The sequence below is a fragment of the Oceanobacillus jeddahensis genome, from assembly GCF_000750635.1.
Lineage (GTDB): Bacteria > Bacillota > Bacilli > Bacillales > Amphibacillaceae > Oceanobacillus > Oceanobacillus jeddahense.
In genome coordinates this window covers 343,325-369,596 of sequence record NZ_CCDM010000005.1, presented here as the reverse complement: position 1 = coordinate 369,596, position 26,272 = coordinate 343,325, and the positions used below count along the sequence as shown (strand labels likewise).

Annotated in this window: 23 protein-coding genes; 9 read left to right on the top strand and 14 right to left on the bottom strand. The window is 37.0% G+C overall.

What is annotated here, in order from left to right:
* Window positions 1–165: 165 nt before the first annotated feature.
* From BN986_RS20455 to BN986_RS20435, 5 genes are all read right to left on the bottom strand, one after another.
* Complete coding sequence (locus tag BN986_RS20455; protein ID WP_052400978.1) at window positions 166–795, bottom strand: PepSY domain-containing protein; 630 nt, start codon at window positions 793–795, stop codon at window positions 166–168.
* Window positions 796–881: 86 nt separating this feature from the next.
* Window positions 882–2,276, bottom strand: coding sequence for a sensor histidine kinase (locus tag BN986_RS20450; protein WP_040983585.1), 1,395 nt, complete (start codon window positions 2,274–2,276; stop codon window positions 882–884).
* Window positions 2,273–2,962, bottom strand: a complete 690-nt coding sequence (locus BN986_RS20445) for a response regulator transcription factor (RefSeq protein WP_040983582.1) — start codon at window positions 2,960–2,962, stop codon at window positions 2,273–2,275. The genes BN986_RS20450 and BN986_RS20445 overlap by 4 nt, the downstream gene beginning before the upstream one ends.
* A gap of 238 nt (window positions 2,963–3,200) precedes the next feature.
* Window positions 3,201–3,521: a thioredoxin family protein gene (locus BN986_RS20440; RefSeq protein ID WP_040983579.1), complete on the bottom strand. Its 321-nt coding sequence runs from the start codon at window positions 3,519–3,521 to the stop codon at window positions 3,201–3,203.
* Between the two features lie 22 nt (window positions 3,522–3,543).
* The gene (locus BN986_RS20435; RefSeq protein WP_040983577.1) at window positions 3,544–4,356 is read right to left on the bottom strand and encodes a DUF368 domain-containing protein; all 813 of its coding nucleotides are present in this window, start codon (window positions 4,354–4,356) and stop codon (window positions 3,544–3,546) included.
* Window positions 4,357–4,640: 284 nt separating this feature from the next.
* Between BN986_RS20435 and BN986_RS20430 the strand changes: the two genes are divergently transcribed.
* Window positions 4,641–4,832 (top strand): hypothetical protein, encoded by a 192-nt coding sequence (locus BN986_RS20430; RefSeq protein ID WP_040983575.1) that lies wholly within the window; start codon window positions 4,641–4,643, stop codon window positions 4,830–4,832.
* Between the two features lie 51 nt (window positions 4,833–4,883).
* Here BN986_RS20430 and BN986_RS20425 read toward each other — a convergent pair whose 3' ends face one another.
* The gene (locus BN986_RS20425) at window positions 4,884–5,870 is read right to left on the bottom strand and encodes a TcaA NTF2-like domain-containing protein (protein WP_040983573.1); all 987 of its coding nucleotides are present in this window, start codon (window positions 5,868–5,870) and stop codon (window positions 4,884–4,886) included.
* 288 nt (window positions 5,871–6,158) lie between these two features.
* Between BN986_RS20425 and BN986_RS20420 the strand changes: the two genes are divergently transcribed.
* Both BN986_RS20420 and mqo read left to right on the top strand, forming a co-directional pair.
* Window positions 6,159–7,019: a dimethylarginine dimethylaminohydrolase family protein gene (locus BN986_RS20420; RefSeq protein WP_244445059.1), complete on the top strand. Its 861-nt coding sequence runs from the start codon at window positions 6,159–6,161 to the stop codon at window positions 7,017–7,019.
* Between the two features lie 311 nt (window positions 7,020–7,330).
* On the top strand, window positions 7,331–8,836 hold the full coding sequence (mqo, locus tag BN986_RS20415; RefSeq protein ID WP_040983821.1) for a malate dehydrogenase (quinone): 1,506 nt from the start codon (window positions 7,331–7,333) through the stop codon (window positions 8,834–8,836).
* Between the two features lie 70 nt (window positions 8,837–8,906).
* On the opposite strand, the gene BN986_RS20410 is transcribed toward mqo, so the two are convergent.
* Window positions 8,907–9,503: a TetR/AcrR family transcriptional regulator gene (locus BN986_RS20410; protein WP_040983571.1), complete on the bottom strand. Its 597-nt coding sequence runs from the start codon at window positions 9,501–9,503 to the stop codon at window positions 8,907–8,909.
* A 341-nt stretch (window positions 9,504–9,844) separates the two neighbouring features.
* On the opposite strand from BN986_RS20410, the gene BN986_RS20405 reads away from it, so the two are divergent.
* The 3 genes from BN986_RS20405 (at window position 9,845) to BN986_RS20395 (ending at window position 14,398) form a co-directional block, all read left to right on the top strand.
* On the top strand, window positions 9,845–13,117 hold the full coding sequence (locus BN986_RS20405) for a YhgE/Pip domain-containing protein (protein WP_187378594.1): 3,273 nt from the start codon (window positions 9,845–9,847) through the stop codon (window positions 13,115–13,117).
* A gap of 233 nt (window positions 13,118–13,350) precedes the next feature.
* Complete coding sequence (locus BN986_RS20400; protein WP_040983567.1) at window positions 13,351–13,719, top strand: CidA/LrgA family protein; 369 nt, start codon at window positions 13,351–13,353, stop codon at window positions 13,717–13,719.
* Window positions 13,712–14,398: an LrgB family protein gene (locus BN986_RS20395; RefSeq protein ID WP_040983565.1), complete on the top strand. Its 687-nt coding sequence runs from the start codon at window positions 13,712–13,714 to the stop codon at window positions 14,396–14,398. The genes BN986_RS20400 and BN986_RS20395 overlap by 8 nt, the downstream gene beginning before the upstream one ends.
* A 271-nt stretch (window positions 14,399–14,669) precedes the next feature.
* Here BN986_RS20395 and typA read toward each other — a convergent pair whose 3' ends face one another.
* The 3 genes from typA to BN986_RS20380 form a co-directional block, all read right to left on the bottom strand.
* A complete protein-coding gene (gene typA, locus BN986_RS20390; protein WP_040983563.1) occupies window positions 14,670–16,493 on the bottom strand; it encodes a translational GTPase TypA in 1,824 nt (607 codons plus the stop codon).
* 301 nt (window positions 16,494–16,794) lie between these two features.
* The gene (locus tag BN986_RS20385; RefSeq protein WP_040983561.1) at window positions 16,795–18,165 is read right to left on the bottom strand and encodes a sensor histidine kinase; all 1,371 of its coding nucleotides are present in this window, start codon (window positions 18,163–18,165) and stop codon (window positions 16,795–16,797) included.
* Between the two features lie 2 nt (window positions 18,166–18,167).
* Window positions 18,168–18,854 carry a response regulator transcription factor gene (locus BN986_RS20380; RefSeq protein WP_040983559.1) on the bottom strand — a complete coding sequence of 229 codons (687 nt, stop codon included), beginning with the start codon at window positions 18,852–18,854 and terminating at the stop codon, window positions 18,168–18,170.
* Window positions 18,855–19,334: 480 nt separating this feature from the next.
* Between BN986_RS20380 and BN986_RS20375 the strand changes: the two genes are divergently transcribed.
* The gene (locus tag BN986_RS20375) at window positions 19,335–20,702 is read left to right on the top strand and encodes a S1C family serine protease (protein ID WP_074435721.1); all 1,368 of its coding nucleotides are present in this window, start codon (window positions 19,335–19,337) and stop codon (window positions 20,700–20,702) included.
* A gap of 869 nt (window positions 20,703–21,571) precedes the next feature.
* Entirely contained in the window at window positions 21,572–22,492 is a 921-nt protein-coding gene (locus BN986_RS20370; RefSeq protein WP_040983558.1) for a zinc ribbon domain-containing protein, read from the top strand.
* 71 nt (window positions 22,493–22,563) lie between these two features.
* Here BN986_RS20370 and BN986_RS20365 read toward each other — a convergent pair whose 3' ends face one another.
* Complete coding sequence (locus BN986_RS20365; RefSeq protein ID WP_040983556.1) at window positions 22,564–23,184, bottom strand: TraR/DksA C4-type zinc finger protein; 621 nt, start codon at window positions 23,182–23,184, stop codon at window positions 22,564–22,566.
* Window positions 23,185–23,306: 122 nt separating this feature from the next.
* Here BN986_RS20365 and BN986_RS20360 point away from each other — a divergent pair, with 122 nt between their 5' ends.
* Window positions 23,307–24,320, top strand: coding sequence for an NAD(P)-dependent oxidoreductase (locus tag BN986_RS20360; RefSeq protein WP_316244935.1), 1,014 nt, complete (start codon window positions 23,307–23,309; stop codon window positions 24,318–24,320).
* Between the two features lie 89 nt (window positions 24,321–24,409).
* Here BN986_RS20360 and BN986_RS20355 read toward each other — a convergent pair whose 3' ends face one another.
* The 3 genes from BN986_RS20355 to BN986_RS20345 all read right to left on the bottom strand — a co-directional run bounded on the left by BN986_RS20355 (window position 24,410) and on the right by BN986_RS20345 (window position 26,153).
* Window positions 24,410–24,610, bottom strand: a complete 201-nt coding sequence (locus BN986_RS20355; protein WP_198048619.1) for a cold shock domain-containing protein — start codon at window positions 24,608–24,610, stop codon at window positions 24,410–24,412.
* 537 nt (window positions 24,611–25,147) lie between these two features.
* Window positions 25,148–25,579, bottom strand: coding sequence for a spore coat protein (locus BN986_RS20350; RefSeq protein ID WP_081922274.1), 432 nt, complete (start codon window positions 25,577–25,579; stop codon window positions 25,148–25,150).
* A 34-nt stretch (window positions 25,580–25,613) separates the two neighbouring features.
* Window positions 25,614–26,153 carry a spore coat protein gene (locus BN986_RS20345; RefSeq protein ID WP_040983549.1) on the bottom strand — a complete coding sequence of 180 codons (540 nt, stop codon included), beginning with the start codon at window positions 26,151–26,153 and terminating at the stop codon, window positions 25,614–25,616.
* Between the last annotated feature and the right edge of the window lie 119 nt (window positions 26,154–26,272).

Sequence of the window (26,272 nt, the reverse complement as noted above, 5' to 3'; positions counted from 1 at the left end):
GAACATTTATATTTTTTCAATGATGAAGCAACCTCCATTTTTTGATTTATTTTAATATTAACATAACCTTCTGATTTAACCTCGCCCTCCTATAAAAAAATCTGGATAAACTCAAATTCTAAAAAAGAATTTTGGTGTTCATCCAGATTTTACTGAAGAATATTTTTAATCATCTATATCAATTTCAAGCGAAACGATATTACCTGTATAGGCATTAATTTCAATCGTTGCTTCGTCTTCTCCGTTAACAATTTCAATCTCATAGACTAAAATGTCGTCATCCGAATCCATTTCCAGATCGGTTACTTCTCCGGGAAATTCATTTCTGGCGATTTCCATTGCTTCTTCATGGGATATTACAGCATCATTTTCTGTCGCTTGATCATTAGAATTATCCTGTGTTTTTTCTTCATCTGTTTCCGAGTTGTTATCTGATTCCGAATCCTCATTGTTGTCTTCCTCTTGATGCTCGGTATCTTTTTCAGTTTCTTCCTTCTTGTTTTCAGCCGTTCTTTCCACGGATGTCAGGTCAATAATCTGTCCTGTATCTCCATTAACCTTTAAAGAATAGACGCCCTGATCTTGCGTAACTTCCATCTGATAAACCGGCTCACCATTCTCAACGCTCAACTCAGGCTCCGTTTGTTGACCAGGATATTGATTACTGACAAATTCACTGATTTCCTCCATGCTAAGATCCGGATTAGAAGATGTCGCGTTTGTCTGATATACGGTTAAACCAACAATAGCAAACACTGCCAGGGCGCTGATTACCCAGATTATTTTCTTCCGCACACCCTATCACTCCTTTTCCTATAGTATAAAGGATTCTTTTTATGAATCCATGATAATTCGATTAGAATTTGATGAGAATGAAATGTTTATTTTAAAAGTGTCCATGTAAATGCAGACCCCTGACCAACTTCGCTTTCCACAGTGATTTCACCGCCGTGTATTTCAATAATTTCTTTTGCAATGGCTAAACCCAGTCCAGTTCCGCCTGTTTCTCGATTTCTCGCCCGGTCCACACGGTAGAAACGGTCAAATATCTTTTCCTGTTCTTCTGGTGCAATCCCTTCCCCATCATCTTGAAATTGAATTTGGATTTTCTCCGTTTCTATCCGCATCTTTATCAAAACAGCTTCTTCACTATATTTCAAGGCATTTTCAATTAATATATATGGAATTTGTTTGATTTGATCGATATTTCCAGACGTTTTATAATTACCTGCTTCTGCGTCAAACTGGATTTCCCGATCGGGATATGCTTTTTGGAAGGTCTGGATAACTTGTTCTACTACTTCCCGTATATTTATTTCCTGCTTTTTGTTCTCATTTTTATGCTTTGCTAATAAAAGCAGTTGCTCCACAAGCTTTTGCATGCGATCAGCCTCTGAATCAATTGCGCCTACAGATTCATCTAATAATTCTGGACGCTTCTTCCCTTGCCGCTCAATAAGCTGGGCGTAGCTTTTTATAATCTGAATCGGCGTCTTTAATTCATGCGATGCGTTGGATACAAAAGCTTCCTGCTTCTCAAAGTTTTCTTTTAAGGAATCAATCATTTCATTAAATGTGATTTCCATTTCATAGATCTCGTCTTTGTTACGTTTTTTCACATCACTTTTTTCCCAATTCTCATCCTTGAAGCGACTTTCTATGTCAATCTTCTGCCAATTTTTATTATGGATATTCCGCCGCATCGTATCTTTTAACTTTTGAATGGGTGTTAATAAAAAGCGGCTCAGGACAACACTTGCTATAATTGTTGGAATCAACAGTACTGCACTGGAGAAAAAAAGAACATATGTTAATGAACCTATTGTTTCATCTAAATAGACCAATTCATTCGCTATATGAACGGTAACAATATCTCCATTTTGCCAAATAATTGGTTTTTCAATAATGGCAAAATGACTTTCTGAATCATCTTGAACAATACGGCTTGTTTCTGATGTTGTATAGTTTACTCCCAAATCCGTATAACGCTGTGATCTTGCTTGTACAGGCAAAACATCATTCTCTGTTTCATTTATAATTCGAATGATTCCGTTCGCCGGCAGGTAACCTTTTAACAGTTCTCCCATTGCTTCTTCTGATAGGGAGTTATTCTCGCCGATGGCTTCCACTAATGCGTCTGCCTGTATTTGAAGTTGATCAATTTCTCCATTGGAAGCGGTCCGGTAAAATAAAAAGTAAATCGCAGTATGTGAAATAGCGATGACCAGTAACATAAAGACTGATGAAAATAAGATAATTTTTTTACGTAATGTCATTGGCTTCCTTCCTTAATCGAGTAGCCTACTCCACGTATTGTCTGAATATATGCTTTATCATATCCTTTATCTATCTTTTGACGCAGGTAGCGGATATAGACATCCACTACATTTGTTTCACCAATATAGTCAAAACCCCAGACTTTTTCAATTAATTGTTCGCGTGTGAGTACCCTGTTTTTATTTTCTAATAAGCAAACTAATAAATCATATTCTCGCGGGGTCAATTCAATCGGTTCCTCTGAGCGGGTAACTTCATACGCGGCAGTATCCACTTGCAGATCTCCCACTTGTAATGTCTCTTTTTTGGATGTAACCTGCACGGTTTTACGTAAATTCGCACGAATCCGGGCTAACAGTTCTTCAATTTGAAATGGTTTCGTGATATAATCATTCGCTCCAAGATCAAGACCGTTTACTTTATCATACACCTCATCACGGGCAGTCAATAAAATAACTGGTGTTTCATTTTCTTGCCTGCGGACTCTTCTTAACACTTCGAGACCGCTTAATTCCGGTATCATAATATCTAATAAAATAAGTGCCCATTCTTCTGCTTCTATATATTCCAATGCCTGTTTACCATCTGCTGCCACAGTTGTTTCATAGCCTTCATAATCTAATTCTAATTGTAAAACACGGCTGATTTTTTGTTCATCCTCTACAATTAATATCCGTTCTGCCATGGGCCGTGCTCCTTTCTTTTTTAAATAGCTTACAAGGGTTTTCTAATTTTTTAGCGGAGCAGAAATGTGTTTGCTCATCTGCACTGCTATAATTTATTGTACAAAAAAACTGCCTCAAATAGCCATATGAACAATTACTTTCCTGAAAACTCCGCCTTTAAAAAGCGCATTTTATCGTTCAATATCTTTTGAGGACAGTTTATTTTATGCATAGACGAAGTTTGCAAAGAAACCTCGCTTAGCCTAGTTGCTGTTTTAAGAAATCTGTAACAGAATCCGGTGTTTTCGTGTCAGCACTATGTTGATGAGCGATTTTCTCACCATTTTGGAATAAAAGGATGCTTGGAATACCCATTACTTCATATTTTTCAGCTAAGCCGGATACTTCATCACTATTTACTTCATACCAATCATAGCTCTCGAATTCTTCCATGACTTCCCCGATAAACATATCCATACGTTTACAATCTGGGCACCAATCTGCAAAGAATTTAATAATAACTGGTTTTTCACTCTGAATGATTTCTTGAAATGCTGCTTCTGTTTTAATTGCTTGCATGATGATCTCTCCAATCCTTATGTTATTTATATTCTAATCTGCCTAATGTCAATGCTGCAATCAATCCGCCTATAAACAAAAGAACACATACAGCCAGACTGCCGGCGCCTCCTGGGATACCCGGAAATACGATGGTAACAGCACCGATAACAAGCCCGATAATAATAGCATAGGTACTTGTGAAATAATTTCTTAAAAAATAAGCAATAATTTTACTCATAGTAATGAACCCAAGTGCAATCCCAGCCCCTGCTACAATAATAATAGAAAACTGAAAATTACTAATCGCTGCCATTATCGTCGGATATACACCAAGTAACATCATTATCATAGAGCCGCTAATTCCTGGAACAATCATCACACTACTGCCGATAAACCCTGCAATAAATAATAAGATATAGGTATTTGTATTAATATCTTGAATAACCTGTCCTTCATTCGGGTTTAAAATTCCCAGCCCGCTAACTATAATGAACCCGATAATCAACAGTATATATTGCTTTGCTTGAAATTTTGTTTTTCCTTCTGCCTTTTGGTATAGGTAAGGAATCACACCAATTACCAGCCCCAAAAAGAAAAATTGGGTTTGCATTGGATAATGGGTAAACAACCAATCAATCACTCTGGCAAATAAAAAAATAGCTGTAACCATACCAATCCCTAACGGAACTAAAAAGCTGAGGTGTTTCTTCCAATCCTTACTGAAAAAGCCGCTTATTGATGCAATTAACCGTTCATAAATGCCTAATAATACAGCAATGGTTCCACCGCTTATCCCGGGGACAACTTCAACGGATCCCATAATCAAACCACGATATAAATTTTTCCACTCCATGTATTCTTTTCTCCTTCATATTTCATCACTACCAAGTTATTTTATCAAAAGTGTTTCAAAAAATATACTTTGGAAAAGTTTTTATTGATTTATTTACATATTGTTCAAATATCTAATTCAAAATAAGAAGATATCCATATCTCAAAAGGCTTCTATCATGACGATAATTGACATATCCTTTATAATATCAGTATAGATTAAAATTTAAAAAGAAAGACTAAACAATATTCATTATGGTATCATCCATATCAGTGTGTGTGTTCAAATTTTTAGGGGGAAGCAAGATGAAACGGTATTTAACGTTAATTCTTTTTTTAATCAGTATTCTTATCATCTATATTGGGGCTAAATTACAACTTTATTGGAGTGGTGTTGCTGCATGGGGACTTGCTTTGGTATGCCTTATTTTTGCCGTACACTATTCGAAATATATTCCAAATGAGAAATCATCCAAAAAGAAAAAAAAGGAAATATGAAAATCTCCACGTTATTTATTTAGTTGACGAGGAGATTTTTCATGTTTTACATTATTCAATTTCTTCCAGGTTATCCACCCATGCATCTATGTCATCATCTTCTAGTTCATGCTTCTCAAATTCTGTATAGATTAAAGCATTCAAGTTATTGCCATCTATGTACGCTTTACCAACCTGTACATGTTCTGGGTATCCAGCCATCTCTTCAGGAAAAGAAACCGTATAAATAAGTTGATTATCATCCTGTTCCAAAATACGTGTTTCCACTCCCTCTATGCCATAATTGCTCTCGACATTATAGGCATAGTCTTCAATAACATTGGGACCAGCTTCATCAGCTAATACCTCGACAGTCAGCTGCCTATCAAGATCCTCTGAAAAGATAAATGTCAATATGCCATAGTCCACATCTTCTTCATATGAATAAAAAGTTAAATCCTCTTCTATCGTGCTTAAATCTATATCTTTGATAAAGTCTGCATATTCCCCTTCTATATCTTCCACGGATTCATTCTCCAGCTCTTCCAGGAGTATATCCTCTTCTGATACTTCCACCTCTTCTCCATTTTCATCAATAGCAACCTGATTAATTGGACTAGTGCTATAAACTTTCCAGTCGTGCCCATGTCTCCGAAGCTCGTGCGTAGCCTCAAAGCGATTATTTTTCCCTACAGCATCGTGAAAATATGTATCTTGCTCAATATAAACATTAACTGTCGTCTCATCTTTATCTTCTACGTATATTACATTAATTTCTAATTCCACATTTATATCTTTTAAGCTTTCCATATGTTCTCTTGAAGCTTCAAAACTTGGAGAATCCGGATGAATTGCTTCCATATATGTTTCAATGTCCTTTTCATTAAAAGCTTCTACATGTTCAGCGAAAAGATCGAGTAATTCTTCGTCTTCAGGTATCGCATATGCTTGCTCTGCCTCTTCAAATTCCTTATCTGCATCTACTTCTTTCCCGCTGGCACATGCACTGATAAAGACGGTTAAAAATAAAATAAATAAAAAATAATTCCTTTTTTTCACGGTTCCATTCCTTTCTTTATTATGTTTAGTAGTTATTACTAGCATAACATACAATAGATGGATTTTTTTTGAAATCTACGTCATAATAAAAAATGATAATATCATGGAAATCTTGGGCTGTATGAAAAGCATTGGGGCAGCGCTTACTTTCTTTGTTAAGAATATTGGGGGCTGCGGTTATCAATGTTGTCAGGTTAATCAACCGCTCCGGAAAAAGCGTTAAACTATGTTTAAATAGTAAATATAATGAAATGAGTTTCCTAAAGAAGAATTGGGGGCAAAATCCGCATGATTAGAAATGAAAAAGATGAATACATGATTCACTGTCAAAATGAGTATGATTCCTTACACCAAGTAATTGTTGTCCCGCCAGATTTTATGAAAATTACAACGGTTATTAATGAAACACAGGCTTATTATGCAAAAGAAAATATTAATATTAAAAAAGCAACGGAACAGCATCAATTTTTTATCGAAACGCTGAAAAAGAATGGAACAGAGGTCATTTCCCTTCCAACAAAGTCACACTTAAATGAACAAGTTTTCACACGCGATATCGGCTTTACCCTCGATAATAAATTATTTGTATCTAATATGGAGCGGGATATACGCAAAGAAGAAACAGAGCTTTTAAAAAATTGGCTGTATGATAAGCATCTGGACTATATCTCTTTTACCGATACAAGTATAGAGGGCGGCGATGTAATTATTGATAATGATCATATTTGGATTGGCTTAAGCCAGCGTACAAAACAAACTGCCATTGATTATCTTCGTAAACAATTTCCTCATTTGGAAATAACAGCTATTCCATTACGAGAAGATATTCTTCATTTGGATTGTGTCTTTAATATCTTAGAGGATAAGTACGCGTTAATTTATCCAGATGGAATGAATGAGACAGCCTATCAAGTATTAAAGGAACAATATACCCTCGTAGAAGTAACGAAAGAAGAACAATTCAATATGGCGCCAAATGTGTTGTCCATAGGGAACAAAAAAGTAATCAGCCTTCCTGAAAATAATCGGGTAAATCAACAGCTAAAAGAGCTTGGTTATCATGTTTTAGAAGTTCCTTTCTCTGAAATTATTAAATCCGGCGGCTCTTTCAGGTGTTGTACACTCCCCCTTTACCGGACAAAATCCTAAGGAGTAGATCGGGCCGCAGCAGACTATTGGGTCTCCCGCTACAAAAATTTTTCAACTGTCAGGACTAATTTATTTAAAATTCGTTCTGACAGTTTTTTATAACCTGATATAGCAGCACCTTTCCAGTACTTCTTTCATACTTATTACCGCCCTATTCCTTCAAACATCTTTTTTCTTTTATCAAAAAGGAGTATAATAAGAAAATGTGGGTAAATATTTTTTGAATAGCAACTGAATCATTATTTTTAGAGAATTCTATTTTGTAAGAGTATACATGCAAGAATTTTAGATTAGGAAGGTTTGTGACAATGATGAGGAAAGATACGAATCAAACAGATGTCATTTTAATCGGTGGTGGGATTATGAGTGCCACGATTGGTTCCTTATTAAAAACCCTGCAACCAGAATGGCAGATTAATGTTTTTGAGAAGCTTGGCCAAACAGCTCAGGAAAGTTCTGATGCATGGAATAACGCAGGAACAGGCCACTCTGCTTTATGTGAAATGAACTATACACCAGAGCAGGCAGATGGTTCACTCGATATTACGAAAGCTATAAAAATAAATGAACAATTCCAAGTTTCCAAACAATACTGGTCTTACCTTGTTGAACAGGGTGTGTTAGATAATCCAAGTGACTTTATCCAAAATGTACCGCATTTAAGTTTTGTAGAAGGTGAAAATAATGTGGAGTTTCTAAAGAAACGTGTGGAAGCTCTAAAAGATAATCCCTTATTTGAAGGGATGGAAATATCAGATGATGAAGAAAAGCTAAAAGAGTGGATTCCCCTTATGATGGAAGGCCGCGATAAAAACGAAGCCATCGCTGCGTCAAAAATTGATTCAGGCACAGATATTAACTTCGGAAGTTTAACACGTAAACTATTTAATCAATTAGAAGATCAAGGCACTCGCCTCTACTTTAAACATGAGGTGGAATCCATCACACGCACAAAAGATAATTTATGGAGCGTAAAAGTTAAAAACCTGTTCAATGGAAAGGTTTCCCACCATAAAGCAAAATTTGTTTTTATTGGGGCCGGCGGCGGAAGCCTTCCATTATTACAAAAAACAAATATTCCGGAATCAAAGCATATTGGGGGATTCCCAGTAAGCGGATTATTTATGGTATGTAATAATCCCGAGGTTGCTGAGAATCATCACGCGAAAGTTTATGGAAAAGCAAAAGTAGGAGCTCCACCAATGTCTGTACCGCATTTAGACACACGTTTTATCAATGGGAAACGCTCCTTATTATTCGGTCCTTTTGCCGGGTTTTCACCAAAGTTTTTAAAAACTGGTTCCAATTTGGATTTATTCGGATCTATCAAGCCAAATAATTTAACAACAATGCTTGCAGCTGGCGCGAAAGAAATGGCATTGACAAAATACCTTATCCAACAAGTGCTCCTCTCTGATGAAAAAAGAATGGAAGACTTGCGCGAATTCATTCCTAATGCTAAAAGCGGAGAATGGGATGTTGTCGTAGCTGGCCAACGTGTACAGGTTATTAAAGACACGGATGCAGGCGGAAAAGGGACACTCCAATTCGGTACAGAGGTAATTACTGCAGAAGATGGTTCCATTGCCGCTTTACTTGGAGCCTCTCCGGGAGCTTCTGTTTCTGTAGATGTCATGCTTGATGTCCTGCAACGCTGCTTCCCGCATCATTTTAAACAATGGGAGCCCCAAATCAAAGAAATGATTCCTTCATATGGTATTTCTTTATCCGAGCATCCTGATTTATTTGCCGATTTAAACGAAAAAATAAATGAAATACTACAATTGGAAAATAAAAAAGAAGTATTATTAAGCTAAAAAGCTTTGTATATTCCATGTAATAAAAAACTTCGATTCTAAGAAACTAGAATCGAAGTTTTTTATTACCTTAAATTACTTTTACCGGCGTCCAATATACTGCATTTAATATAAAGGAGGACAGTTCTTCTTTATATTTTTCTATTTCTTCTGGAGATTGTTGAAAAAGAATTAAGCCCCTTGCTGTAGATTCAATCAACGATATAATAAATTCACTATAATAGTTAGCACTGATATCTGTTCCAATTTCTCCATTCTTTTTAGCTGCCTCAAGATAGTTTGCAACGAGATCATATAAAGGTCGATAAATTAAATCCCATTTATCAATATCTCCGCTTCTTGTAATACCTGCATAGACAATGGAAGGAATCGTTCTATCCTCTTGATTCGCTTCAAAAATGCGATCAATTGCCAATCGTAAATTATAATCTAACCCCGCCTCTATATCTCCATGTTCTTCAAGATATTGCGTATAATTAGAAATAATTTGCTGCGCTAAGTCTGGCAGGACGTCCATTTTGCTATTATAGTATAGATAAAAAGTACCTTGGGCAATCCCCGCTTCCTTAACAATTTGAGAAACACGTGTATCTTCCAAGCCATTTTCTTTAAAAACGCGATAGGCACTTGTTAAGATAAGTTCTTTTTTGTTTGACGTTTTAGCCACCTCTACACCGCCTTTAGAAAAATTTTAAAACTGACTGATTGTCATTCATTTATATTTATGATACCATACTTTTAGGAAAAGTTGAATGGTAAGAATAAAAGTACTGGCTAAAAAACTGTTTGTTCGCCAAGAAGATATATCATATTCTTGAAAAGTCGCAGTATTTTTTCACGGAGAACCGCCCGTAAAACTCCCATCGAATGAAGTTTTGTTTTATAGTCCTGCGGTGAGTCTTATCACGATTCATTGTATTAGTATTTTTAACACATATTTTATAATTATTTACCCGAGAAAAGAGGAGAATTTTTTTGAAAAAGGCTTTTAAAATTACAAAACAAGATATGAAAAACATCATTCGTGTTCCTTCTATTCTTATTTTGATTATTGGATTAGCAATCCTCCCTTCTTTTTATGCTTGGTTTAATATAAAAGCATCCTGGGACCCTTACGCCAATACTCAAGGAATCAAAATTGGCGTAGTTAGTGACGATCTCGGTACCGAAGTGGAAGATCGTTCCATCAATATGGGAGACGAATTAGTTGAGAATTTAAAGAAAAATGATTCATTAGGTTGGCAATTTGGTGATTCAATTGAAGAAGCAGATGAAAAGGTGTATACAGGAGAATATTTTGCAACTATTCATATTCCTGAAACCTTCTCGGAAGATGTAGCAAGCATACTTAATGAAGAGCCAAGAAGCGCGATTGTTCAATATAAGGTGAACGAAAAAATCAACGCCATTGCGCCAAAAATGACAGATACGGGAGCTACACAAATTACCGAAACCATTAACGATGAATTTGTGCAGACAACAGCAAAAACATTATTGGAAGAATTTAATAATGCCGGGATAGAGCTTGAGGAAAATCTGCCTACCCTGCAAAAAATAAGAGATGCTGTTTATAATCTTCATGATCATATTGATGATATTGATGAGGCAGGCGACCTTATCGTTCAGTTAGACGAGGATCAGGATACGATTCTAAATTATGCAGATACACTAGACAGTTTACAGGAGTATGAGTCAAACATCCGGGAAGGCGGAGATCAAATCCTGACTGCCCAATCTCATTTGGATGATATTAATCGTCTGGGAGACGCTGTTATTGAACTGAACCAATCAATGCCTGACATCGAAAATGCGTTAACTCGAATCAGCTCTATTCAGCAATATTTCCCTGCGATTAATCAGGGACTGGAAGATGCTTATGCGGCAAGTATTACTGCCGGTGATACGTTAGCTGATGTACAAGAACGGATTCCTGAGATCAATAACCAGATTCAGGATTATCAAAATCAGGTGGATAATGCACAGGATACGTTAGATGAGGCAGAACAAGTAACGGATGAAGTAACAGAGCTTGTCCACAACCGGATCAATGATGCCGGAGAAATTATCAATGGACTGCCTTCCTTTGATTTTAATACAGAAGAATCGGTCACACCTGATTTTGTGAATAACGTAAAGGATTCAGTCGGTGATTCTCAAGGTAACCTGGAAGAAATGCTGGAAGAGCTTCGTAATTCGGACAGCCTGGAATCAAATGAGTCCTTAGAAAAATTAAGCAGCTCCGCCGATGGAACTATAGAGCAAGGTAATGATCTTTCTGCTGAATTAGAGGATATGCTTACTCAAATCGAAGCGGATAATTTCACAGAAGAAGATATCAATACGTTAAATGAAGCAATAGCTGATTATCAGTCCTCTTTCGATGAGGTCAAAGAAGATTTAGCAAATGCTGAATTTATTCCAGACACATCACAAGGTGAAGAAAATAGTGATAACGTAGAGGAAGATACAGAACAGGATAGCGAAGAAAATAACGATAACGTAGAGGAAGATACAGAACGGGACAGCGAAGAAAATAACGGTAACGCGGAAGAAGATACAGAACAGGGCGGTGAAGACGCGGAGCAATCTGAAGATCCTGAAGAAACACCGCAACGTGATGAGGAAATTGATCAAGTCATTAATGAACTTCATGATGACACAATGCAAGCTTTTGATGAAATTTCCAATGTATTAGATCAAAATATAGACCTTGCAAAAAGTAATATTCAGCAATTACCTGAACTCATTGCCATGAAAGAAAATCCAGATAGAGCAGAGTATGCAGAGGAACAAATCCAAGCGATTCAAGACAGTATCGAGGGTCTGCAATCTTCTATTACAAGCACGCAAAACTCGCTTGCTTTACTAGAGGTTCCAGAGAATAAAGAAGAATTGGAAAAAATCCAAGATACACTGGAAAACGGCGATTCCAATTTAAATGATATCATTGATTTTTTGGCAAGTGGTGATTTTGACCTTAGCCAATTAGAAGATGTGAAGGATAATGCAATAAATGACCTAGATACATTACAAACCTTCAACGAAGACACGCTTGAGCCATTTGTGAACAATGCTTTCACCACGTTGGAAAACAGATTAAATGATGCAGATTCCAAATTGGATGCTGCATTAGAATATACTGATTTAGCTTCTGATTATTTATCGGAAGCAGCAACAGTTGTCAATGATTCACAGTATTATTTAAACCTTTTAAATGAGAATTTACCTTATTATGAAGAGCAATTTAGTGATGTTTCTGATACGGTAAATCAACACTTTCCTGAATTTAAAAACGGGGTGAATATGGCAAGTTCGTTTTTCCAAAATGACATGCCACATTTGGAAGATGAAGTAAACAATTTAGCCGGCTTTGTTACAAATGATATGGATGATTTAATTGAACAATATGAGAATTTAAATTCCCTTGTTCAGGACAATTTACCGGAGGCGCAGGAAGCTATCGGTGAAATGGCTGATTTTATCCGTGATGATTGGCCGGGGTATAAGGAAGATATTCAAAATGCTTATGACCGGATAAAACAAATGGAAGATGATCAAATCATCGAAGAATTAATTGCTGCATTGCAAAATGACCTGAGTGATGAAACAGAGTATTTCTCCCGTCCTGTACAGCTGGATGAGGAAAAACTATTCGCTATTCCAAACTATGGATCAGCTAATACACCATTCTATACCGTACTCGCACTCTGGGTTGGAGCATTATTGCTTTGTAATTTAATTACAACGGAACTAAAAGATAAAAATAGAGAAGCATTCAGCTTAAGAGATATTTACCTTGGCCGGATGACTCTATTCTTAATCGTAGCGATCCTGCAGGCAGTGATTGTTTCACTCGGTAATATCTTTATACTCGATGCATATATGGCGCACCCTGCCTACTTTACACTCTTCAGTGTTCTGATTGCATTGGCGTTTATGATTATTGTATACACGCTTGTGTCTTTATTCGGAAACGTTGGAAAAGCTGTTGCGATCATCTTCATGATTCTGCAATTGTCAGGTGGCGGCGGAATGTTCCCAATTCAAGTAGCACCGGAATTTTTCCAGGCAATTCATCCATTCCTTCCGTTTACGTATGCGATCGATATTCTTAGAGAAGCATCTGGAGGAATTGTATGGTCTGTTGTATTTAACCGGTTCCTGATACTCGCCATTTTCCCGGCTATCTTTATCCTATTAGGATACACATTCCGTCCATGGATTGCGCCCCGGGTTCATAAAGCATATATGAAAACAAAGAAAAGTAATATGGTAGACTAATCTTAAAACAGCTCGACAAGCATTCTTTTGAATTGTCGGGCTGTTTTTATAATATACCTTCATAGAGCAATACAGAAACTCCCGCTAATGCGTGTTTTTTTATATAATATAATGATTTTTTCTCTTTAAAAGGAATAGGCAACGAAAACTATTTTTTGTAAAATAGTGAGTATCGTTACAAACAATTTTCTCTTCATTGATTTAAAAGAGTAAAATGACAACGGAGGTTCACAGTGAAGTATATCATCATGATTTTGCAAATCAGTATCTTATTTCTTTTTAATTTTATTGGTCAATTGATTCAAAGCTATTTTTCACTTCATATTCCTGGCAGCCTGATTGGAATGCTGATTCTTTTTAGCCTGCTTATTTTAAAAATAATTCCTATCGTATCCATTCAAAAAGGAGTGGATTTTCTTTTGAAGGATATTCCATTTTTCTTTATCCCGGTTACAGTTGGAGTTATTCAGTACTTAACTTTCTTTCACGGAAAAGGGAGCCTTACGATTCTAATCGTTATCGTCAGTACCTTCTTCGTTATTGGCATTAGTGGAATGGTAACAAATTTCTTTTTAAAAAAAGAGGTAAAATCATATGAATAATGTTTTTATCGGAGTAATGACAATTGCAGCCACGTTTATCCTTTATCAGTTTTCAAAGAAAATGTACAAGAAGAAACCCAGCCCTTTCACTATGCCCATTTTCTTATCTACAGCAAGTATCGTCCTGTTTTTATTTTTAACAGAGATCCCTTATGAAACATATATGATTGGTGGACAGTGGATTGATATTTTTCTCGGACCGATCGTTGTCTCTCTCGCAGTTCCTTTATACAGAGAAGTCCATTTAATCAAAAAATACGCAGGCGCGATAAGTATTGGAATATTTGCCGGTTCGCTGACCGGGGTTTTTACAGGGATTGCAGGAGCAAAACTGTTTGGATTTGAAGACTGGCTGATTCAGTCTGTTGCAGCAAAATCCGTCACTGCTCCAATTGCTATTAGTATTACGGATACTGCAGGAGGGAATGTATCGCTGGCTGCCGTTTTCGTCATGATTGCCGGTGTCAGCGGAGCAATGTTCGGACCTGTTATTTTGAAAATCTGTCGTATCGGACATCCCATCGCCAGAGGACTCAGTATCGGCACAGCTTCCCATGCGATCGGTACAGCGAAAGCATTAGAAAGCAGTGAAACAGAAGGGGCAATCAGTGTTTTATCGATGACCATCAGTGCTGTAGTTGTTTCTTTTCTTGTTCCTTTCTTTTTGCACTTCATGTAACCAGAACTAAGGTATATTTTTATAATAATATACCTTGATTGCTGATAATTCTAATTATTTCGTCTTATTTTGCTTTATGTTAAGATTAAACAAATGCCATATATCCAGAAAGGGGCTTGAAAGATGCACTTCTTGACGTTCTTTATTTTAGGCGGGATAGGTGTTCTTTTGATGGTCGTTTTATCCATATCTAGTCTACTGCGTTATTTTAAATCTTGACTTTAGAAAAGCCGGACTGATTTTATAATTATAAAATCAGTCCGGCTTTTTATTACTTACTTTTTTTCTCTGCTTTCTCACGTTCATTTTTATTTAAGATTTTCTTACGAAGACGAATCGTTTCTGGAGTAACCTCACAATATTCGTCATCACTTAAATATTGTAATGCTTCTTCTAGAGACATGTCTTTTGTTTTGCGGATTGTCGAAGTTTGATCCTTCGTTGCTGAACGCACATTGGTTAAATGCTTTTCCTTTGTGATATTAACAGTTAAGTCATTTTCACGGTTATGCTCTCCAACAATCATTCCCGCATAAACCTCTGTACCAGGATTGATAAAGATCGTTCCACGGTCTTCTAAGTTCATAATACCATACGTAGAAGCTTTTCCATTTTCAAGTGCAACAAGCACACCTTCCCGGCGGCCACCAACTTGGCCTTTGATTACAGGTTCAAATGCATCAAATGTATGGTTAATGATGCCATAACCACGTGTTTGCGACATAAATTCTGTTGTATATCCTAAAAGTCCGCGAGATGGCACTTTAAATTCAATACGGACTTGTCCATTCCCCTGATTGGTCATATCAAGCATTTCGCCTTTTCTTTCTCCCAGAGATTCCATCACAGATCCAGTATACTCCTCTGGGACGTCTACTTGCACCCGTTCCATCGGCTCGCATTTCACGCCGTCCACTTCTTTAATAATTACTTCCGGTTTAGACAATTGAAGTTCATAACCTTCCCGGCGCATGTTTTCAATAAGAATGGATAGATGTAGCTCTCCGCGTCCTGAAACAGTCCACGCATCAGGTGAACTGGTTGGATCCACTCGTAAGCTTACATCCGTTTCTAATTGTTTTAACAAACGTTCTTCGATTCGGCGAGAAGTAATATACTTCCCTTCTTTACCTGCAAATGGGCTGTTATTTACAACAAATGTCATCTGTAAGGTTGGTTCATCAATGCGTAACCATGGAAGTGGGTCTGGGTGCTCCGCTGGGCATACTGTTTCACCAACATTCAAATCTTCCATACCAGAAAGAGCCACAATATCCCCCGCAACAGCTTCTTGAATTTCAACCCGCTTTAACCCAATAAAACCAAATAATTTAGAAACACGGAAAGATTTTTGTGATCCATCTTCTTTTAATACAACAACCTGCTGTCCTACCTTGATAGAGCCCCGGACAATACGCCCAACACCAATTCGTCCGACGTAATCATTATAATCCAGTAACGTTACTTGAAACTGCAGAGGTTCTTCTCTTGTGTCAGCCGGTGCAGGGATGTGCTCCATAATCGTATTAAAGACCGGATCCATTGTTTCCTGCTGATCTTCCGGTTCTAAACCAGATGTTCCATTTAATGCAGAAGCATAAACAACTGGGAATTCCAATTGATTATCGTCCGCTCCTAGTTCAATAAATAAATCTAATACTTCATCAACCACCTCTGCCGGTCTGGCATTGGGACGGTCGACTTTATTTAATACCACAATTGGTGTCAATTTTTGTTCTAAAGCTTTTTTCAATACGAAACGTGTTTGCGGCATGGTTCCTTCATAGGCATCAACGACTAAAGCAACACCATCAACCATTTTCATAATACGCTCAACCTCACCGCCAAAGTCAGCGTGACCTGGTGTGTCAAGGATATTAATTGTTGAATCTTCGTATTTTACAGCTGTATTTTTAGCTAAGATCGTAATCCCGCGTTCACGTTCTATATCTCCAGAGTCCATTGCACGCTCATCAACGTGCTCATTTTCCCGAAAAGTCCCAGAATATCTTAATAGTTGATCCACTAATGTTGTTTTCCCGTGGTCAACGTGTGCAATAATTGCGATATTACGAATATCATTTCTTAATTGCATAAATAGTACGCTCCTCTAACATATCGAATGTAAAACCAATTTATTATATCATATAATGATGAATATTGTAAAATTATTTTTAGCATATGTTAATTTCAAGTGAATTATTACAGCAACGTGCTCTATGTTATACTTCTAGCAACAAATCACAAAAGATGGGTCTGTATACGGTGAGAAATACTGCTACCTGAAGCTGATGCAGTAATTATTTCTTTTATCATGTTTCTTTTCAGTAAAAACTTAGAAAAAGACCTCTTTCCCGCCCGATCAGGCATAGAAAGAAGTCTTTTCATCATATTCGCTAAGATTTTAATTTTTTATTTCCTTTCGGTTTATTGGAAACAGGCAGGCACATGGTAAACTTCGCTCCGCCTAATTTTTTTGATGGTCCAGCGTAAATTTTCCCATTTGACTGTTCAATAATGGCACGTGCAATAGCCAGTCCTAATCCCGTTTCCCCGCCTTTCCCTTTGATAAACCGATGAAATATCTTATCCATATCTTCTTCAGAAATTCCTTTTCCATCATCCTCGATATCAAAGAAAATATAATTCTTTTTCTTATACACATGAATAGATATCTCTTCATTGGCATATCTGATTGCATTAAATACCACATTGGAAACGGCTCGCAACAGCTTTTCTTCATCTGCATGTATCGTTATGGGACCGTCCACCTTCTGATGAAGGTTCAGCTTTTGTTCATTGATGATCGGCAATGCTTTACTTACAATTCCTTCGACAAAAGCCTGTCCATCAATTTCTGTCTCTTCATACACATCGGGCTGAGAATCTAATTTAGCGAGTAAAATCATTTCATTGATGATTTTCTTAAGCCGGTTCACCTCTGTAACCATAACATCCAGCCCTTTTTCGGTATCTTCTTCATCAAAAATACCATCACGAATTCCTTCTGCGTAACCTTGGATCGTCATCAATGGTGTCTTCAGCTCATGGCTCGCATTTTGGAAGAAAGTTTGCTGCGAATTCATGTATTGTTCCAGTGTTTGCGACATCTCGTAGACACTCTGTTCTACCTCTTTTATTTCTCCACTGGCCCGGATCCGCTTCATTTGATCAAATTGTCGATTTTCTACCTTTTTCAATTCCTTTTTCAATAAGGATAACGGAGTAACTAACTTATTTGTCATATAATAACTTAAAATCACTGCCGCCAGGGCTCCGATTAAAAATACCCACGCTAAGCGAAAGAAAAAGTTTTGCTGAACAGCTCTTAAATCATTAATAGGCGTTAATAAAATTAATTCCATCCCTGATTGTTCTGGTGAAAAAATAATTCGCTGTGTTACAAACCGGTCATTTCCATGCTGCCATAACGTTTCATCATTATTCGCAAAGTTATTTTCCTCAAAAAACTCATTTACTACTGAAATAGACATGGTTGAAAATAAAACGGTGTCTAAATTCCTGTCATATAAAAAAAGTTGTAATTCCTGATCCTGCAGGAAATCATCAATATTCCGATATTCACTTGCATCATCATACTGTTCAGAAAGAAAACTGATAAGTAATTCACCCGTCTCTGCAAGCTGCCGCTGTTCATCCTGAATAAGTACATCTAAAACCAGCGAATAAATAACCAAACCCGCTGTTGTCATAATAACAAGCAGCAGTGCTGTAAAAGCAGCATTTAGTTGCGATTGTAATTTCATTGTTATGCTTCCTCATCTTTTCTCAAGCGGTAGCCAAATCCCCATACTGTCTCTAGTGGAATGTTTTCCATTTTTTTACGAATCCGTTTCATTAAATCATCTACCGCCCGGTCGCTGCCAAAATAATCATCTCCCCAAACCTTTATCAACAGCTCTTCACGGGAAAAAGCACGATTGGGATTCTCTGCCAAGAGGAGCAGCATATCATATTCTTTTGCCGTTGTTTCATACTCTATTCCTTCAAAAAATACTCTACGTTCATTCTTATAAACGAGAAGCTGATCTACCTTTACCCGGTCATCTGCTTCTTTATCCAAAGACTTCGGCTGTACCCGTTTAAACAGTCTTTTGATACGAGCGATTAACTCTCTTGGACTGAATGGCTTTGTTAAATAATCATCACTGCCCAGCTCCAGACCTAAAATTTTATCTATTTCCTCATCTTTTGCTGAGATAATAATTATGGGAACATCACTTTCGTTACGGATTTTCCTGCAAAATTCATAACCGTCCATCCCTGGGAGCATAATATCTAACACCCACATATCAGGCGGATTATTTTCCCATAATGTCCATCCGTCTTCAGCATTGTCCAGTACGGTTATTTGATAGCCTTCTTTTTTTAAATAAGCAACGACAATATCTTGTATGTTTTTATCATCTTCTACCAAACCAATATGGTATGACATGTATTTTCCACCTCTTTCACCATGTACTAAATTGTAGTTTATCATCTTCAGATTTGAAAAGACACTACTCTGGCAAGTTCTAATCATACTGGGAATCTCAGCAGTGCTAATGATCACTTTTTTCACTTTAAGAAAATTCATTAACCTGACAACATTGGTAATCACAGTCCCAGCTCCAACTAAGGGATTCTAAGAAAGCAACACACACTTTCAAGGCTCTCTTTAACAAATGCCAAGGTTTCTTTAAAGTTTTCATGTTTATTATAAAAAACCAATGGGGTAATCCTAATAATATAGGGTGGCTGATTAAGTAACTTCCTATTTACAATTTTTCATTTTATACCCTTTATTTTCACATGAATAACCTGCTTCTGACAAACGGAATCCGAGATTACACAGTTTTTACACAATTATACCAAAGGATTTCCCATAGTCGGTACTATAATAAATTTAAATCAAATAACTTGGAGGTGCTTTACAATGAGTAACAACGATTATGAAAATGAAAGAAATGAAAATGTATCGGGTGACCTTGAAAAGAATAATGATCCTTTGACTGATGAAGCATCGACAATTGATAATCATAGATCAGAGCAAAATAGAACAACAGATGAACAACAAACAACATATGTCGCTTCATCAGAAAAAAAGCCATCGAAGCAAAAAAAATCGAAAGGTTGGTTTAGTGGTTTTTTTAGCGGAGCAATTGGAGGAATCATTTCGTCCGTACTAGTAGTCCTCCTCTTAGGAAATCAATTGTTACCGGCTTCTGAAGGCGCGTTGGACTCATCTGGAGGAGAAACTGCATCATCCAACGCTTCATCAGAGTCTATTATTCCTACCATAGCTTCAGATGATGCCGATGTTTCTGCTGATATCTCAGAAGTATCTCAAGCCGTTGTCGGTGTTATCAATATGCAACAGCAAAATTTATGGGATGGCAGCGAAGAAGCTGGAACTGGTTCCGGAATCATCTATAAAAAAGAAGATGGAAATGCGTATGTTATCACCAATAATCATGTTGTGGAAGGTGCAGAGCAAGTTCAAGTAGCCCTCGACGAAGAAAATCAAGTAGATGCAACCGTACTTGGAACAGATGCCCTAACAGACTTAGCTGTACTTGAAATTGATGGAGAGCATGTCGATACCGTGGCAAATTTAGGATCAAGTGAAGGTATCGAAGTAGGTGAAACGGTCATGGCAATTGGGAATCCGCTTGGTATGGACTTTAATAATAGTGTGACCAGAGGGATTATCAGCGGATTAAATCGTAATGTTGAGGTAGATACAAATGGAGATGGCGCTCCTGACTGGGTAACAGAAGTTCTGCAAACAGACGCTGCCATTAACCCAGGAAACAGTGGCGGAGCATTAGTTAATGCAAACGGCGATGTAATAGGAATTAACTCTATGAAAATCGCGCAAAGCCAAGTAGAAGGTATCGGTTTTGCTATTCCAATTGACGAAGCGCTGCCAGTTGTTGAAAAACTGGAAACAGATGGGAAAGTTTCCCGTCCATTAATCGGTATTTCCACAGCTCCATTAAGTCAGGTTCCACCGCAATACCAACAAGAAATTGAGCTTCCTGAAGATGTAGAAGGCGGCATGGTTATTGCGAATGTCCAATCCGGTTCTCCCGCAGACAATGCGAATCTGCAACAATTTGACGTAATTACAAAAATAAATGGAAATCCCGTCACATCCATTATCGAGCTTCGAAAAGAACTTTTTGACCAAGGTCAAGCTGGAGAACATGTAGAAATCGAATTCGCACGCGATGGAGAATTGCATTCCATTACGTTAAAAATGGATGAATTAAAAGCAAATCAGCCGGAAGAAAATCAGTAAAATTAAAAAGTAGCCCCCTTTTCAAAAGCAGCCTGCACACAAATCTCAGCAGGCTGCTTTTTTATATGTAACTCAATTTCCTCCTATTAGAAAGTAGCTTCATTTCCATAGAAATAGGAGTTGATTGTTCCTTTGTTAACTCTCTTGACCAAGAATAGAAGGTGAGGTGTATGGCTACCGCTGCGGCGGACCGTTTTGCTTTCCTAGGGGCACGCTCTTCAGCTAACTTTTGCCAAGAAGATCGCTTGGCAAAAGTGGATCTTCAGATGGTGCTGATCCCTCAGGAGTCAAAACGGTCCGCCTCCGCTAGTAAGGTATTCTATATGTGGAATAGCTGAACAAATAAAAGTAGTTCAGATAGAAGAGATTTTCGTAGTGTATGGTAAAAATGTTCAGCAATGATTTCTTTTTGTGCATGAAAGCTATTCTAGCTATTAACTATCCACGCTGTTTTGATTCGAACTGCTAAACCAACCATTTGTAATAACAAGATGATCGTATCATCAAGCGATAGGGATATTTTTTCATCCTACCCAACAGGATGTTACTTCTTATATTCGCTGTAGAATTCTAATTAAGCGGAGTGGTTGGCCGGAGCGGAGGTATACACAATCACCAATTCCAAAAAGCTGGATATGTAACCAAAAAAACAAGCACAATAATGGAGAACATGTTCATCCTGAAGTAGCAAGATATATACACTTATTCCCAGGTGCGAAAGTTAAGCATGTAAAAAACAAATATTGATTTCCTAAAATAACAGAAGAATCCAGCTAACCTCTACCTATTCCTTAAAAAATCGTATATAATTAACTCTTAAAGCAAGATTTATCTTATCTTGTCGAATTATTTGAAAAGGAAGTGATTTTTTGATTTGCCCATCATGTAATCAAGAAACGGAGGAAGGAAAGTTTTGTACTAAATGTGGTGCTCCGCTAAATCAGCAAGAGGAATCAGTGACAGAGAATATATCAGAAGAAAATAGTACAGATGCTCCGAACCATGCGGAAGTATCTCAACAAGAGAGTGCTACAGCAGCTGAATCAAACCCAGAACCAAACACAGAAACACCACAACAAGTGAATCCTGCGCTTGAAAAAGTAAAAACAGGACTAAGTCAATATTGGAATTATTTTATTACTCGTGTGAAAAACCCGAATGTCGCTTTCAAAGATAACGAACAGCATTTAACAAATTCCATTGTTACAGCCATTATATTAGCACTTACTGCTACATTGTTTTTTTATGGACTTCTTAACTCATTATTCCAAGATGCTGCCGGACTCTTTTCCAGTGATGAATCGCTGGGCGACCATGTTCCTTTTTTCTCAACCACGCTAAAGGGAATACTTATTTTTATTATTCTCTTCTTTGCAGGACTGCTGGCAAACTTTATTATGCTTAATCTTGCGAAGCACCCTGCTACCTTTGTACAGCAATTCACCCGTTACACAGGCACGCTTGTACCATTTGCTGGTCTATTTGTTGTGTTGGCATTTTTATCACTGTTAGGGATTGTTAAGATTGATGTATTTGAAATGGGTTCGCAAGTATTTCGCCCGGAAGAAGCAGGATTCCCATGGGGGATATCTTTTATAACCATTTTATTTATCATTATCATGTACGTTAATCCTATTATTCATATGCTCTATGCACTTATCCAAGAAAAAGCAAAGCAAAGTTTTTACTTCACAATTATATCGTTAGTTATTACCTTTGCTGTGATCACCCTTATGAATAACTTGTTTATTTCAGAAATCTTAATGGATATATTAGAGTCTATGTACTAATTCCTATTTGGATTAAAAACCGGACGACTAGAATTCCTCAATAATGGAATGATCGTCCGGTTTTTATTGTATTACTCTTCTTCATTATCCAAATCATTTTCATACGCTTCATGATTAGATGTGACACCAGTATACTTCCCTTCCATATCTGCTGCCAAAAAGTCTTCTACTTCTATATTATCGGTACTTTCTTGCCCATCTTCTGGTACCCCTGCGCCGTCATGATAGTCTGGAGTATAACTGGACGTTCCGTATTGCTGTACGTCTTCCCAGCTATTTTCACCACCGTCTTCTCTTACTTTAAATACTTCTTTTGGTGACGTTTCACCATGATAGGTTCTCTCCTCTTGATGTGCTGCACAACAATCCGCAGTTGGTAAAGCTTCTAGACGCTCCGGCTCAATATTTTCTCCACATACCTTACAAATCCCATAGGTCCCTTCTTCCATCGCATGAATCGAATTATTTATTTCCTCTAGTTCTGATTCCGCATGCCGGTCTAAAGCACTGTCCTTTTCTCGTTCAAACAGCTCTGTCCCTGTATCAGCAGGGTGATTATCGTAATTGGATAATTCACCTAACACCTCTTGGCTAAATTCATATTTCATTTCTGTCTTTTTGTTTACCCTTTCAATTAGCTCCTCTTGTCTTGCAAGCAGCCGCTGTTTTAGCTGTTCTATATTTACCGTCATTATTATCCTCCCCTTCTGTCCATCCTTTTGAGCAAACTACTATTTTCTTATTGTGTAATCATTTTATAATATATGTAACCAACTTGATTCGATTCACGGCAATCGTTGCCAAGTTTATCTTAATGAGTGAAAAAGAGAGTATGTCGGATCTTAGTTACGCTGTTTACTTAAAATGGTTGCGTTTTCTAAATTTTCGTGACAAGCTTAAAGTAAATATTTATACAAAGGAGACGGATAGGATGATAACAGCATCAACTGCTTCAATTGGTTTTATTGGTTTAGGCGTTATGGGAAAAAGCATGGTTAAAAATTTAATGGATGCCGGATACAAGCTGCATGTTTACACAAGAACAAAATCAAAAGCAGAAGAGTTATTAGAACTTGGCGCAGAATGGCACGATGACTCATCCAGCTTAGCTAAAGCAAGTGATGTAATTATTACAATGGTTGGTTATCCTGCAGATGTTCAAAAAGTATATTTTGGTGAGCAAGGGATTTTAAATCACGCAAAAAAAGGTGCTTACGTCATTGATATGACTACTTCTAAGCCCAGTTTAGCAATCGAAGTTTATGAAGAAGCAAAAAAGAACGGTTTGATCGCCCTGGATGCACCTGTTTCTGGTGGAGATGTTGGTGCAAAAAATGGAACATTGGCAATTATGGCTGGTGGAGACAAAGAAGCATATCATGAAATTGCTCCCATATTCCGTGTTTTAGGGGAAAGAATTACTTTACTCGGACCGGCAGGAGCTGGACAGCATACAAAAATGGCAAATCAAATTGCAATTGCAACAAATATGATTGGTGTTTGTGAATCGATTCTTTATGCAAGGAAAGCAGGATTAGATGCAGAGGAAGTGCTAGCAACGATATCTACCGGAGCTGCTGCAAGCTTTTCTTTATCTAATTTAGGTAAAAGAATGATCGAAAAAGATTATGAGCCCGGATTTTACGTAAAACATTTTATTAAGGATATGGAGATCGCTTTAGAATCAGCTCACAATATGGGATTGCCGGCACCCGGACTGGAATTAGCATTAAAACTTTATAAAGATTTAGCTGATATGGGGGAAGCAGACAGTGGAACACAAGCATTGATTAAATTGCTTGCACATGAAGCAGAGATGACACTATAGCAAATAGCTTTTCAATCATTTTAAAAACCTCGAATGTCTCTAGAAAACATTCGAGGTTTTTTTACCAGTTTATATCATTCGTATTCGAATTAAAGACGAACAACGTTTGCAGCTTGTGGGCCACGGTTGCCTTCTACGATTTCGAATTCAACATCTTGACCTTCTTCAAGAGTTTTGAATCCTTCAGCTTGAATTGCAGAGAAGTGTACAAATACATCGTCTCCATCTTCACGCTCGATGAAACCAAAACCTTTTTCTGCATTAAACCATTTTACTTTACCAGTCATTATCATGACCTCCTTATACAAGATATGCAAAGTCATTGAAACCTAAATACTTTTACACCGTCTTGAAAAAGAGATCGTAAAGTATTCTTGTAACTCCAATTACCTTTTGCAAGTATTATTTTAAACCCTTTCATAAAAAATTGCAAGCAAATATCAGGGAGTATTATCAAACAAAATTCGACGTTTTTCAACGGAAGAAGCGTTTTCATAAATCAGCAACGATCGTCGTTATAAAATCCATTAATTTTTATATTTACCAAAAATAGTAACTATTAAACAAATTCTATTATCAGAACATTTCTGATAATTATTAAATGCAACAATATTGCACTTTCTAAATCCCTAAAACGTTATTATTTGAGTGGATAAGGCCTATATTTCCTAATACACTACGATAAGTGTTTTCTTTTAATAAAAAGGTGATTTAGTAAAGCGGAGGTTATATTTCAAAATTAATTAAGCCCCCTTTATCATCCATATAAAGGGAGCTTAAAGAAGAGGCTTACTTCTATTTTCTTTTATTTTTACTGTAAAAAATTCTTATAAAATATCCAAACTTACTACAATTGCCAGTAGTAATTGAATTAATAGCTGAATATTAATTGCAATATCTGTATCTGTGGTTGTTATATTAACATTTTTTGATTTTTCAATAATGGTTTTTTGGCGATTACTTTGTTTTGTTTTCATCACTTGTTCTAAATCTTGGAAAACTGTCTTTGCTTTATCCGAATCAGCCAATGTAATGCTAAGCACAACAGCAATAGCTACTTCAATACCTACCTGCAAACTAATTGCTACTTGTGTGTCTGTTGTTGTTACCGTTACACCCTCAGAATCTTTGATAATAATCCATTCCTCAGAGGATTGCTTCGTTATATTCTTCTGTTTAGCTTCTTGATCTACAACTGCTTGATTATTTTGGTCATCATCACAGTAATCTAACGCTCTCCATTCTTTTTTTTGCATCATCTCGTTTTACACTCCTTTCTATAAAATAATTGGATTACAGAATATCAATCATAATTACCAAAGCAACAAGTAATTGTAAAAGCAATTGAATATTTACTGAAAGGTCCGTATCTGTTGTTGTTACAGTTGCATCTTTTGTATTATAGATAAATATTTTTTGTTTATTTACTTGGCTGGAACTGATTGTTTGCAACAATTCTTGTTCTACTGCTTCTTCATCCGCAGAATCGGCAATGGACAAACGAATAACAATGGCAATTGCTAATTGTAGCGCAGCCTGTAAGGACGCACCAATTTGAGTATCTGTTGAATTGACGTTGATATTGCATGATTCTTTCACCCAAATAACCTCTGCAGATTCCTGCTCCATATATGAATATTCATCTCCATCTTGAACAACAGTTGCCTCACCAAAATTCGGGCTAAAGGAATTATCATGATAAGCTGGTGCTGATTGATAATTATTTGTGTCGCAGTCATAATCATTTTCTTTTGGAGGACACATATAGTCGTCTCCATATAAATCTTCATGGAAACGGTTCATTCCTTCTGTTTTACTTCTGTAGACAGACATCGATTAACACTCCTTTCTTAAAGTTCTAAATTAATTTATGGTATTGATAACTATACTTCCTGTACACCTGCACAAAGAACATGGAAAATGGCAAAATCACCTAGTCCAAATTTTAGGGA

What these genes read in the sequence shown, in the direction of transcription:
- BN986_RS20450 (WP_040983585.1), bottom strand. Translation starts at nt 2,276, where the DNA reads ATGACATTACGTAAAAAAATTATCTTATTTTCATCAGTCTTTATGTTA.
- BN986_RS20445 (WP_040983582.1), bottom strand. Translation starts at nt 2,962, where the DNA reads ATGGCAGAACGGATATTAATTGTAGAGGATGAACAAAAAATCAGCCGT.
- BN986_RS20440 (WP_040983579.1), bottom strand. Translation starts at nt 3,521, where the DNA reads ATGCAAGCAATTAAAACAGAAGCAGCATTTCAAGAAATCATTCAGAGT.
- BN986_RS20435 (WP_040983577.1), bottom strand. Translation starts at nt 4,356, where the DNA reads ATGGAGTGGAAAAATTTATATCGTGGTTTGATTATGGGATCCGTTGAA.
- BN986_RS20430 (WP_040983575.1), top strand. Translation starts at nt 4,641, where the DNA reads ATGAAACGGTATTTAACGTTAATTCTTTTTTTAATCAGTATTCTTATC.
- BN986_RS20420 (WP_244445059.1), top strand. Translation starts at nt 6,159, where the DNA reads ATGATTAGAAATGAAAAAGATGAATACATGATTCACTGTCAAAATGAG.
- mqo (WP_040983821.1), top strand. Translation starts at nt 7,331, where the DNA reads ATGAGGAAAGATACGAATCAAACAGATGTCATTTTAATCGGTGGTGGG.
- BN986_RS20405 (WP_187378594.1), top strand. Translation starts at nt 9,845, where the DNA reads ATGAAAAACATCATTCGTGTTCCTTCTATTCTTATTTTGATTATTGGA.
- BN986_RS20395 (WP_040983565.1), top strand. Translation starts at nt 13,712, where the DNA reads ATGAATAATGTTTTTATCGGAGTAATGACAATTGCAGCCACGTTTATC.
- typA (WP_040983563.1), bottom strand. Translation starts at nt 16,493, where the DNA reads ATGCAATTAAGAAATGATATTCGTAATATCGCAATTATTGCACACGTT.
- BN986_RS20385 (WP_040983561.1), bottom strand. Translation starts at nt 18,165, where the DNA reads ATGAAATTACAATCGCAACTAAATGCTGCTTTTACAGCACTGCTGCTT.
- BN986_RS20380 (WP_040983559.1), bottom strand. Translation starts at nt 18,854, where the DNA reads ATGTCATACCATATTGGTTTGGTAGAAGATGATAAAAACATACAAGAT.
- BN986_RS20375 (WP_074435721.1), top strand. Translation starts at nt 19,335, where the DNA reads ATGAGTAACAACGATTATGAAAATGAAAGAAATGAAAATGTATCGGGT.
- BN986_RS20365 (WP_040983556.1), bottom strand. Translation starts at nt 23,184, where the DNA reads ATGACGGTAAATATAGAACAGCTAAAACAGCGGCTGCTTGCAAGACAA.
- BN986_RS20360 (WP_316244935.1), top strand. Translation starts at nt 23,307, where the DNA reads ATGAGTGAAAAAGAGAGTATGTCGGATCTTAGTTACGCTGTTTACTTA.
- BN986_RS20350 (WP_081922274.1), bottom strand. Translation starts at nt 25,579, where the DNA reads ATGATGCAAAAAAAAGAATGGAGAGCGTTAGATTACTGTGATGATGAC.
- BN986_RS20345 (WP_040983549.1), bottom strand. Translation starts at nt 26,153, where the DNA reads ATGTCTGTCTACAGAAGTAAAACAGAAGGAATGAACCGTTTCCATGAA.